11 protein-coding genes and 1 riboswitch are annotated in these 9,670 nt (G+C 68.3%); of the genes, 4 read left to right on the forward strand and 7 right to left on the reverse strand.

The window, feature by feature from the left end; all coding sequences use genetic code 11:
- Positions 1-225: 225 nt before the first annotated feature.
- The 3 genes from E3D03_RS18285 to E3D03_RS18295 all read right to left on the reverse strand — a co-directional run bounded on the left by E3D03_RS18285 (position 226) and on the right by E3D03_RS18295 (position 2,121).
- Positions 226-837 (reverse strand): cysteine hydrolase family protein, encoded by a 612-nt coding sequence (locus E3D03_RS18285; RefSeq protein WP_062560440.1) that lies wholly within the window; start codon positions 835-837, stop codon positions 226-228.
- Between the two features lie 124 nt (positions 838-961).
- Positions 962-1,747, reverse strand: coding sequence for an exodeoxyribonuclease III (gene xth, locus E3D03_RS18290; protein WP_263568132.1), 786 nt, complete (start codon positions 1,745-1,747; stop codon positions 962-964).
- 38 nt (positions 1,748-1,785) lie between these two features.
- Complete coding sequence (locus E3D03_RS18295; RefSeq protein WP_172823719.1) at positions 1,786-2,121, reverse strand: HesB/IscA family protein; 336 nt, start codon at positions 2,119-2,121, stop codon at positions 1,786-1,788.
- A gap of 72 nt (positions 2,122-2,193) precedes the next feature.
- Here E3D03_RS18295 and E3D03_RS18300 point away from each other — a divergent pair, with 72 nt between their 5' ends.
- Both E3D03_RS18300 and E3D03_RS18305 read left to right on the forward strand, forming a co-directional pair.
- Positions 2,194-3,327: a deoxyguanosinetriphosphate triphosphohydrolase gene (locus E3D03_RS18300; RefSeq protein ID WP_263568133.1), complete on the forward strand. Its 1,134-nt coding sequence runs from the start codon at positions 2,194-2,196 to the stop codon at positions 3,325-3,327.
- Between the two features lie 34 nt (positions 3,328-3,361).
- A riboswitch (FMN riboswitch) is annotated at positions 3,362-3,517 on the forward strand.
- Positions 3,518-3,589: 72 nt separating this feature from the next.
- Positions 3,590-4,024, forward strand: coding sequence for a 6,7-dimethyl-8-ribityllumazine synthase (locus tag E3D03_RS18305; protein WP_263568134.1), 435 nt, complete (start codon positions 3,590-3,592; stop codon positions 4,022-4,024).
- Between the two features lie 101 nt (positions 4,025-4,125).
- On the opposite strand, the gene E3D03_RS18310 is transcribed toward E3D03_RS18305, so the two are convergent.
- Together E3D03_RS18310 and E3D03_RS18315 are read right to left on the reverse strand one after the other, a co-directional pair.
- Complete coding sequence (locus E3D03_RS18310; RefSeq protein ID WP_263568135.1) at positions 4,126-4,467, reverse strand: DUF305 domain-containing protein; 342 nt, start codon at positions 4,465-4,467, stop codon at positions 4,126-4,128.
- A gap of 67 nt (positions 4,468-4,534) precedes the next feature.
- Positions 4,535-5,428, reverse strand: coding sequence for a DMT family transporter (locus tag E3D03_RS18315; RefSeq protein ID WP_263568136.1), 894 nt, complete (start codon positions 5,426-5,428; stop codon positions 4,535-4,537).
- Between the two features lie 109 nt (positions 5,429-5,537).
- Between E3D03_RS18315 and E3D03_RS18320 the strand changes: the two genes are divergently transcribed.
- Both E3D03_RS18320 and E3D03_RS18325 read left to right on the forward strand, forming a co-directional pair.
- Entirely contained in the window at positions 5,538-5,960 is a 423-nt protein-coding gene (locus E3D03_RS18320; RefSeq protein ID WP_263568137.1) for an OsmC family protein, read from the forward strand.
- Positions 5,960-6,769 (forward strand): transglutaminase-like domain-containing protein, encoded by an 810-nt coding sequence (locus tag E3D03_RS18325; protein WP_263568138.1) that lies wholly within the window; start codon positions 5,960-5,962, stop codon positions 6,767-6,769. Before E3D03_RS18320 ends, E3D03_RS18325 begins: the two co-directional genes overlap by 1 nt.
- A gap of 284 nt (positions 6,770-7,053) precedes the next feature.
- On the opposite strand, the gene E3D03_RS18330 is transcribed toward E3D03_RS18325, so the two are convergent.
- Positions 7,054-8,649, reverse strand: coding sequence for a peptide chain release factor 3 (locus tag E3D03_RS18330; protein ID WP_062560433.1), 1,596 nt, complete (start codon positions 8,647-8,649; stop codon positions 7,054-7,056).
- Between the two features lie 32 nt (positions 8,650-8,681).
- The gene (locus E3D03_RS18335) at positions 8,682-9,431 is read right to left on the reverse strand and encodes an NAD kinase (protein WP_062562183.1); all 750 of its coding nucleotides are present in this window, start codon (positions 9,429-9,431) and stop codon (positions 8,682-8,684) included.
- Positions 9,432-9,670: the final 239 nt, after the last annotated feature.

Genomic DNA, 9,670 nt, shown 5'->3' on the forward strand with positions numbered 1-9,670 from the left:
CGGCCGCGACGACGACTATTCGCGCGACCGCGGCCAGGGCGGCTGGTTCGGCGATTCCCGCGGCCATGCCGAGGCGGCGCGCCGCGGCTGGGACAACCGCCGCGACGATGACGACGACGACCGCCGCTCGTCGTCGCGCGGGCGCCGCTGATCAGGACAAGAGGGGGGCCACAAGGCCCCCTTTCCCTTTCCGGCCAGACGGCGCGCGACTTGTGCGCCTGGCCGTTACTCCGGTCGCCAGGCCTCCAGTGCCTCTTCCAGGCAGACGGTCTCGATCTGATGCGAAAAGCGTTGGCGATAAAGCGTCATTCCCGCGTCATGGCCCGCATCCGTGGACGAGCAAAGCGCATCGGCGACCAGCACCACCCGATATCCCAGGTCGACCGCACCCAGCACGGTGGCAAGCACGCAGACGTCGGTTTCGCCGCCGCTGACCAGCAGGGCCGAAATCCCGGCACCGCGCAGGAACCGATGCAGGCTGCCATCGTGCCAGGGCGAATAGACCGCCTTGTCGACGACCCGCGCCGGAGGCGTGTGCCGCGCCAGTTCCGGCAGCAGGTCGAGCCAGGACCGGTCGAGGTTTTCGCGCAGCATCCCCGGCCAGCCGGCGTAATAGCGCGCCCAGCTGCCCGGCGCGTGATCCAGCCGCACCGGCGGGATGAAGCGGGTAAAGACCGTGCGCGCCGGCTGGGCCTCGACCAGGGTGGCGACGGCCGGCCGGGTCTTCTGGATCCACGGCACCGCCCAGGGCGAGCCGGGCGCGAACAGCTTCTGCATGTCGACGCAAAGATGCAGCGTCTCAGGCCCCAGCGGGCCGAACCGGAGGTCTTTCGCCATCACACCACCTGACCGGAGAGATCTCGAGGCGAACCAACGCAGACGTCGATTGGTTCCGGCGCGTTGTCGGAGAACGGGGCCGCGGCGGCGCTGAAGGCGCGCGGCCCCGGGGATCTGAACGCGCTCAGGCGTTCAGGTCGATCCAGACCGGGACGTGGTCGCTGGGCTTGTCCTTGGCGCGTTCGTCGCGGTCGATGCCCAGGTCGATCAGCAGGTCGGCGGCCTGCGGCGACAGCAGCACATGGTCGATGCGGATGCCGTCGTCCCTTTGCCAGGCGCCGGCCTGGTAATCCCAGAAGGTGAAGGGCCCGCGCGTCGCGTCCGGGTCGCGCAGGCGCACCGCATCGGTCCAGCCGTCGAACAGGATGCGGCGCAGCGCGGCGCGGCTTTCGGGCTGAAACAGCGCGTCATTCCGCCATTTCTCGGGCCGGGCGGCATCGCGCGCCTCGGGGATGACGTTGTAGTCGCCCAGCATCACCGCCGGCATCTCGCTGTCCAGCAGCCGCCGCGCCTGCGCCTGCAGCCGCGCCATCCAGGCCAGCTTGTAGTCGAACTTCGGCCCGGGCTGCGGATTGCCGTTGGGCAGGTAGAGCCCGGCGACGCGCACGGCGCGGGTGCCCAGCACCGTCGCCTCGATATAGCGCGACTGCTCGTCGGTGTCGTCGCCCGGCAAGCCGCGCGCCACATCCTCCAGCGGCAGCTTCGACAGGATGGCGACGCCGTTGAAGCCCTTTTGCCCATGCGTCTCGATATTGTAGCCGAGATCGGCGATGGGCTCGCGCGGAAAGCCCTCGTCCTGGCACTTGATCTCTTGCAGGACCACCACGTCGGGCTGGGCCTCGGAAAGCCAGCCGGTCAGGGTCTCGATCCGGGCGCGGACGCCGTTGATGTTGAATGTCGCGATTTTCATGCCGCGCAGGTTAGCGGCCCGCGCCGGCCCGCGCCAGATCAGATCGAAAACGAGGTGCCGCAGCCGCAGGACGAGCTGGCGTTCGGATTGTCGATGGTGAAGCGCGCCCCGATCAGCTCATCGGCAAAGTCGATGGTGGCACCGGCCAGGAAGGGCAGCGACACCGGGTCGACCACCACGGTCTGGCCGCCGCCTTGCAGCAGCAAGTCATCCTCGGCCGCGTCGTCCAGCCGGATGTCGTATTGAAAGCCCGAGCAGCCGCCGCCCGCCACCGCAACCCGCAAGGGCCGCGCCGGGCCGCCCTCGTTGATCTCGGCCAGGCGCTGGAAGGCGCGCTCGGTCACCTTCGGGGGCAGGTTCAGTTCCACGTTCATGGGGCGTTCCCGTTTCCGTCGTCAGGCATGGAATATAGGGTTCGCCGCAAACGCCTGCAAGGAACGGACGAGATGACGGCCCCCTATGCCTGCCAGCCCGAAGAAAGCCGCGGCCGTCGCTGGCCCGAGCGCATGTCCACCTTTCGCAGCCCCTGGCAGCGCGACCGCGACCGCATCATCCATTCCTCGGCCTTTCGCCGGCTCAAGCACAAGACCCAGGTCTTCGTCGAGCACGAGGGCGACTATTACCGCACCCGCCTGACCCATACGATCGAGGTCGCGCAGGTCGCCCGCACCATCGCCGGCACGCTGGGCCTGAACACCGACCTGGCCGAGACGGTGGCCCTGGCCCATGACCTCGGCCACCCGCCCTTCGGCCATACCGGCGAGGATGCGCTGGCGGCGCTGATGGCGCCCTATGGCGGCTTCGACCACAATGCCCAGGCGCTGCGCATCGTGACGAAACTGGAACGCCACTACGCCGATTTCGACGGGCTGAACCTGACCTGGGAAAGCCTGGAGGGCATCGCCAAGCATAACGGCCCCGTCACCGGCCCCCTGCCCTATGCCCTGGCCGAGGTGAACGCGGAATGGGATCTGGAACTGCACACCAATGCCAGCGCCGAGGCGCAGGTGGCGGCGGTGGCCGACGACGTGGCCTATAACCACCACGACCTGCACGACGGCTTGCGCGCCGGTCTCTTCTCCGAGGCCGACCTGGCCGAGCTGCCGGTGGTGGGCGAGGCCTTCGCGCGGGTTGATGCGCTGCATCCGGGCCTGGAACCGATGCGGCGCCGGCACGAGGCGCTGCGCCGGGTCTTCGGCGTCATGGTCGAGGACGTGATCGCCGTCGCCCAGAACCGCCTCGCCAGCCTACAGCCGCAAAGCGCGGACGACATCCGCGCCATGGAGGGGCCGATCATCCGCTTCTCGAAGCCGCTCTACCAGAACCTCAAGGCGATCAAGCTGTTCCTGTTCCAGCGCATGTATCGCGCCCCGACCGTGGTGGTCGAGCGCCGGCGCGTGACCGAGATGCTGAACGGCCTCTTCCCGCTGTTCCTGAACGATCCCTCGAAAATGCCCGAGCACTGGTTCCGGGCCGCCGAGGCGGCGGCGGACGAGACGCAGCGCGCGCGAATCGTCCTCGATTATGTCGCAGGCATGACGGACCGTTTCGCGATTCAAGAGGCCGAGCGGCTGCTCTGACCCTTGCATCGCGGGCGGCCTGCTGGCATCAAGGCCGAGTTCTCAGGGCGGGGCGGAATTCCCCACCGGCGGTAAGCAGCGATGCAAGCCCGCGAGCGCCTTGCCCCGGCTGGTCTGGCCGGATCAGGGGTCAGCAGACCAGGTGCGATTCCTGGGCCGACGGTCACAGTCCGGATGAAAGAGAGCGTGCGAGCCGGCCCCGAGGGGCCCGGCCCTCATGTGATCGCCTTGGGTGACGTGTCACTTGGAAAGGAGATCCCGCATGACACACACCCGCTATGCCTTCATCAAGGCGAACTGGCATGCCGACATCGTCGATCAGGCGCTGGAAGGCTTCTGCGAAATCGTGCCGCGCGACCAGGTCGACGTCTTCGACGTCCCCGGCGCCTTCGAGATGCCGCTGCTGGCCCGCGACCTGGCGCAAACCGGCCGCTACGGCGCCGTGGCCTGCGCCGCGCTGGTGGTGGACGGCGGCATCTATCGCCACGATTTCGTCGCCCAGGCCGTGGTCGACGGGCTGATGCGCGCCGGCATGGACAGCGGCGTCCCGGTGCTCTCGGTGTCGCTGACCCCGCATCACTACCAGGAAACCGAGCACCACACCGCCATCTTCCGCGAGCATTTCGTGAAGAAGGGCCGCGAGGCCGCCCAGGCGGCGACCCGGATCGTGGCGGTCCGGGCGACGGTCAAGGCCTGACCGGGGCGCGACGGCGCAGGCCCCCGCCTTCACTGTTTCGAAAATACTCACGGGGGCGTGGGGGCAGTCGGCCCCCACCGCCGGCCGGGCCGGAACTGCGGCTATTCGGCCTTGTCATGCGCCTTCAGCCATTCCTGCATCTGCGCGATCTCGGCGCTCTGGGCCTCGATGACCTCCTGGGCCAGCTTGCGCACCTCAGGATCCTTGCCGTGCTCCAGCGCCACCTTGGCCATGTCGATGGCGGCCTGGTGATGCGGGATCATGCCGCGCATGAAATCGACATCGGCATCGCCGCTGTAGTCGATCATCATGTCTTCATGCATCTTCTCCATGACCTGCTCATAGGCCGCGTCCGAGGCCGAGCCGCCGTCATGGCCAGCATGCTCCTGCGCCAGGGCGGGCGTGGCCAGCAGGGCGGCCAGGGCGAAGGGGATGATACGCATGGGATTCTCCTTGTGTCTGCGCCGCCATGCAAGCGCGGCGCGCGCATCCGGGCAAGTGACAAAGCCGTCAGCGCAGGAAGATCAGCGCCATGCCGGCGACCGCCAGCGCCGCCCCCGCCCATGACGTGGCCGAGGGCCGCGCCCCGGTCATCGCCCAGAGCACCGGCAGGATCAGCACCGGCGACAGCGCCGACAGCGTCGAGACGATGCCGACCTTGCCGCCCTGCAACGCGAACATCAAGAGCGTCATGCCGGTCACCATGGCGATCAGCCCCGACAGCGCCGTCAGCAGCAGCACGCGCGGCGAAGGCCGGCCCAGCGGCTTCACGGCGCGGATCGGCAGCGCCATCAGCAGCATCAGGCAGGCGACCGCGACCGCCACCCGGATCAGCGAGGCGACATAGGGGTCGAAGCCCTCGGCCATGACCGGCCGCGCGATCAGCGACCCCAGCGCCTGCCCCGCCGCCGCCAGCAGACCGAAGCCGGCCCCGGCCCAGACCGAGCCCTGCACCGCCTCGAAGCGATGCCCGCCGGCGCGGCCCGGCCGGCCCAGCACCGCCATGGCGACGCCCAGCGTCGACAGCACCACGCCCAGCACGGCGGCCGGGGACAGCGCCTCGCCCAGGGCGAGCCAGCCCATCAGCGCCGCCATCGGCGCGTTCATGGCGAAGAGCGCCCCCGAGCGGCGCGGGCCCAGCCGGATCAGCGCCACGTAAAGCAGCGTATCGCCCAGGAAGATGCCGACGATCCCCGACAGCGACAGCCGCCACAGGTCGGCCGCGGCGATGCCGTGCCAGCGCCCCGTCGCCAGCACGATCACGGCCAGCATGGCCGCCACCATGGCCTGGCGCAGCCGGTTGAAGCCGAAGGGCCCCAGCGCCTGCGCCGCCGCTTGCGACAGCATCCCGGTGATGGCCCAGCAGGCGGCCGCACCCAGCGCCGCCAGTTCGTGCAGCGGCATGCGTCTCCCCTTCCCCTGCTTGCCGGCCGGCATAGGCCGGCGGGTGAAACCGCGCAAGCCGTCGCGCGTTGTGCCCCCGACCCCATCGCAGCAAACCGGAGGACGGATCATGATCGTGAACTATGGCTCGGCGAAATGGCAGGGCGGGCTCAAGGACGGCAAGGGCGTGATCTCGACCAAATCGGGCGCGCTCTCGGACCAGCCCTATGGCTTCAACACCCGCTTCGAGGGCAAGCCCGGCACCAACCCCGAGGAGCTGATCGGCGCCGCCCATGCCGCCTGCTTCAGCATGGCGCTGTCGAAGATCCTGGCCGAGGCCGGGGTGACGGACGTAACCATCCAGACCACCTCGAAGATCGGCCTCGACCAGGACGGCGACGGCTTCGCGATCAAGACCGCGCATCTCAGCACCACCATCACCGGCACGGGCGACAAGGCCGTGATCGAGGACGCCGCCCGCAAGGCCGAAAAGGGCTGCCCGGTCAGCAAGGTGCTGAATGCCGAGATCACCATGGAGGTGACGGTCGCCTGATGCTGATCCGCTATGGCTATCGCATCACACTGGAATCCGCCGCGCCGCTGCCGCTGATCGTGCAGCTGACGGCGCGTCCGGAACGCCGGCTGGACCTGCGCGCGCCCGAAGCGTTCCGCACCGATCCCGCCGTGCCGCATGCGACCCATATCGACATGTTCGGCAACCTGCGCACCCGGCTGACCGCCCCGGGCGGGCGCTTCACCCTGGAAAGCGATGCGGTGATCGCCGACAGCGGCCTGCCCGACCCGGTGTTTCCCGCGGCCGAGGAAAGCCCGGTCGAGGCCCTGCCCGACGCGGTGCTGCCCTATCTCGCCGCCAGCCGCTATTGCGAGACCGATCTCTTGGGTGAACTGGCCTGGGATCTGTTCGGCCAGGTGGCGCCGGGCTGGGCGCGGGTGCAGGCGATCTGCGACTTTGCCCATGCGCATCTCGCCTTCAGCTATGGCGATGCGGACCAGTTCCGCACCGCCCACAGTGCCTATGCCGAGCGCAAGGGCGTGTGTCGCGACTTCGCGCATCTGGCCATTGCGCTGTGCCGCTGCCTGAATATCCCGGCGCGCTATGCCTTCGGCCACCTGGGCGACATCGGTGTACCAAAAAGCCCCGATCCGATGGATTTCGCCGCCTGGATGCATGTCTGGCTGTCGGGCCGCTGGTGGACCTTCGACCCGCGCAACAACGCGCCGCGCATCGGCCGCATCACCATCGGCCACGGCAGGGATGCCGCCGACGCCGCCCTGATCTCGAGCTTCGGCACGCATGAACTGCGCGAGTTCACAGTCTGGACGGATGAGGTGGCGGGTTAGGGCAGGTCGGCAAGCGCGGGGCGGCCGTTCCGTTGCGCACACTGAGCCGGTGGCCGGGAATCAGGTTCGCTGGAAGTCGATCCGCTTGGACTTATCGGCCGCGATCAGTCACGCCGGTCCCGGCATAGGTCAGAAATCTGCGCAAGGCCGTGGACGGCATGCCGCACTCCGCTCCACGCCATGCACATGCTCGATTCGCCTCCACGCAGCAAGGCGGCCTTTCTGCGCCGACTCTGCAAGGCCGGATGGCAACCATGCAGGCCGCAAAGGCCTCGTGCTGCGTCTCAGACCATCATCTCCTTCGTCGCCGTCAGCTTCAGCTCGGGATGGTCGCGCCCGACGCGGTCGATGTCCCATTGCAGCCGCGTCAGATAGACTAGGTCGCCGTCATGGTCCTGCGCCATGTGACCCTTGTTCGCCTGGGCGAAGGCCTCGACCTTGTCCTTGGGCCCGGCCACCCAGCGCGCGCTGGTGAATTGCGACGATTCAAACCGCACCGGCAGGCCGTATTCGATCTCGATCCGGCTGGCCAGCACCTCGAATTGCAGCGCGCCGACCACGCCGACGATGAAGCCCGAACCGATCATCGGCTTGAACACCTTGGCGGCGCCCTCCTCGGCAAACTGCATCAGCGCCTTTTCCAGATGCTTGGCCTTCATCGGATCGCCCGCGCGCACGGTCTGCAAAAGCTCGGGCGCGAAACTGGGGATGCCGGTGAAGCGCAGCGCCTCGCCCTCGGTCAGCGCATCGCCGATGCGCAATTGGCCGTGGTTCGGGATGCCGATGATGTCGCCCGCCCAGGCCTCCTCGGCCAGTTCGCGGTCGGCGGCCAAGAACAGCACCGGGTTCGACACCGCCATCGGCTTCTTCGAGCGCACATGCAGCAGCTTCATCCCACGCTCGAAATGTCCCGAGGCCAGCCGCACGAAGGCGACCCGGTCGCGGTGCTTGGGGTCCATATTGGCCTGCACCTTGAAGACGAAGCCGGTCACCGGGTTTTCCTCGGGCGAGATCTGGCGCTCGGCGGCGTTCTGCGGCTGCGGCGCCGGGCCGAACTCGCCGATGCCGGTCATCAGCTCCTTGACGCCGAAGCTGTTGATCGCCGAGCCGAACCAGATCGGCGTCATGTGCCCCTCCAGGAAGGACTGGCGGTCGAAGGCGGGCAGCAGCTCGCGCGCCATCTCCAGCTCTTCGCGCAGCTTCGCCAGCTGCTCGGCCGGCACATGCTCGGCCAGCTTGGGGTCGTCGAGCCCGGTGATCTGCACCGTCTCCGCGACCTTGTTGCGGTCGGCGCGGTCCATGATCTCCAGCCGGTCGTGCAAGAGGTCATAGGCGCCGATGAAGTCGCGGCCCATGCCGATGGGCCAGCTGACCGGCGCCACGTCGATGGCCAGGTTCTCCTGGATCTCGTCGATGATCTCGAAGGTGTCGCGGCTCTCGCGGTCCATCTTGTTGCAGAAGGTCAGGATCGGCAGGTCGCGCAGCCGGCAGACCTCGAACAGTTTCCGGGTCTGGCTTTCCACCCCCTTGGCGCCGTCGATGACCATGATCGCGGCGTCCACCGCGGTCAGCGTGCGATAGGTGTCCTCGGAAAAGTCGCTGTGGCCGGGCGTGTCCACCAGGTTGAAGCGGTATTCGCCGAATTCGAAGCTCATGGCGGAGGCCGAGACCGAGATGCCGCGGTCCTGCTCCATCTTCATGAAGTCCGAGCGGGTGCGCCGCGCCTCGCCCTTGGCGCGGACCTGGCCGGCCATCTGGATCGCGCCGCCGAACAGCAGGAACTTCTCGGTCAGCGTGGTCTTGCCGGCGTCCGGGTGCGAGATGATCGCGAAGGTCCGGCGGCGGGCGATTTCGGGGGGCAGGATCGGGGCGTTGCTCATGCCCGGCCCTTTACCCTGCCCCGGTCACGGCCTCAAACGAATTGTTCGCGCATCAGCCGTTCCTCCAGCCCGTGGCCGGGGTCGAACAGCAAGCGGTGGCTGACCGAGGTTTCCGAGCGCACCTCGACCCACAGCACCGAATCGACGCCGCGCGAATCGGCATCGGCCATGACCGGGCGCTTGTCGGGTTCCAGCACGTCGAAGCGCAGCGTCGCGGCGCTGGGCAGGATGGCGCCGCGCCAGCGCCGGGGCCGGAAGGCGGCGATGGCGGTCAGCGCCAGCACGTCGCTGCCCAAGGGCAGGATCGGCCCGTTCGCCGAATAATTATACGCGGTCGAACCCGCCGGGGTCGACAGCAGAGCCCCGTCGCAGACCAGTTCCGGCATGCGCACCGTGCCGTTCACGCTGATCTGCAGCCGCGCCGCCTGCGGCCCGGCGCGCAGCATGCTGACCTCGTTGATCGCCAGCGCGCAATGCTCGTGCCCGTCGGTGGTGCCGGCGGTCATCGCCAGCGGGTGGATCACCGTCTCCTCGGCCTCGGCGATGCGGGCCGTCAGGTCATGAACCGAATAGTTGTTCATCAGGAAGCCGATGGTGCCGCGGTTCATGCCATAGACCGGCAACCCGCGATTCTGATGCATCACCGACAGCATCAGCCCGTCGCCGCCCAGGGCCACGATCACCTCGGCCTCGCGCAGCGGCACATGGCCATAGCGCTCGGACAGCGTCTCGGCGGCGGTGACGGCGGTTTCGGTGCTCGAGGCGATGAAATGCAGCTTCATGGCCGCCATCATGGCGCCGGGCGGCGCGGGCGCAAGACCCTTTGGCATATGGGATAATCTACCGAACCCGCGTCGCATCCATCCTAGCGGGACGCGGCAAAAGCCGCTAGAACCCGGCCGAGCCGTCTTTTTGCATGAGGGACAAGATGACCGACACCGGATTTTTCACCGAAACACTCGACAGCCGCGACCCTGCGGTCTTCGGGGCGATCCGTCAGGAGCTTGGCCGGCAGCGCGAC

It is taken from the genome of Paracoccus sp. DMF (genome assembly GCF_004407025.1).
Classification (GTDB): domain Bacteria; phylum Pseudomonadota; class Alphaproteobacteria; order Rhodobacterales; family Rhodobacteraceae; genus Paracoccus; species Paracoccus aminovorans_B.

Bases quoted from the DNA above. Each gene is read 5' to 3' on its own strand.
- E3D03_RS18285 (WP_062560440.1), bottom strand. From the start codon at position 837: ATGGCGAAAGACCTCCGGTTCGGCCCGCTGGGGCCTGAGACGCTGCAT.
- xth (WP_263568132.1), bottom strand. From the start codon at position 1,747: ATGAAAATCGCGACATTCAACATCAACGGCGTCCGCGCCCGGATCGAG.
- E3D03_RS18295 (WP_172823719.1), bottom strand. From the start codon at position 2,121: ATGAACGTGGAACTGAACCTGCCCCCGAAGGTGACCGAGCGCGCCTTC.
- E3D03_RS18300 (WP_263568133.1), top strand. From the start codon at position 2,194: ATGACGGCCCCCTATGCCTGCCAGCCCGAAGAAAGCCGCGGCCGTCGC.
- E3D03_RS18305 (WP_263568134.1), top strand. From the start codon at position 3,590: ATGACACACACCCGCTATGCCTTCATCAAGGCGAACTGGCATGCCGAC.
- E3D03_RS18310 (WP_263568135.1), bottom strand. From the start codon at position 4,467: ATGCGTATCATCCCCTTCGCCCTGGCCGCCCTGCTGGCCACGCCCGCC.
- E3D03_RS18315 (WP_263568136.1), bottom strand. From the start codon at position 5,428: ATGCCGCTGCACGAACTGGCGGCGCTGGGTGCGGCCGCCTGCTGGGCC.
- E3D03_RS18320 (WP_263568137.1), top strand. From the start codon at position 5,538: ATGATCGTGAACTATGGCTCGGCGAAATGGCAGGGCGGGCTCAAGGAC.
- E3D03_RS18325 (WP_263568138.1), top strand. From the start codon at position 5,960: ATGCTGATCCGCTATGGCTATCGCATCACACTGGAATCCGCCGCGCCG.
- E3D03_RS18330 (WP_062560433.1), bottom strand. From the start codon at position 8,649: ATGAGCAACGCCCCGATCCTGCCCCCCGAAATCGCCCGCCGCCGGACC.
- E3D03_RS18335 (WP_062562183.1), bottom strand. From the start codon at position 9,431: ATGAAGCTGCATTTCATCGCCTCGAGCACCGAAACCGCCGTCACCGCC.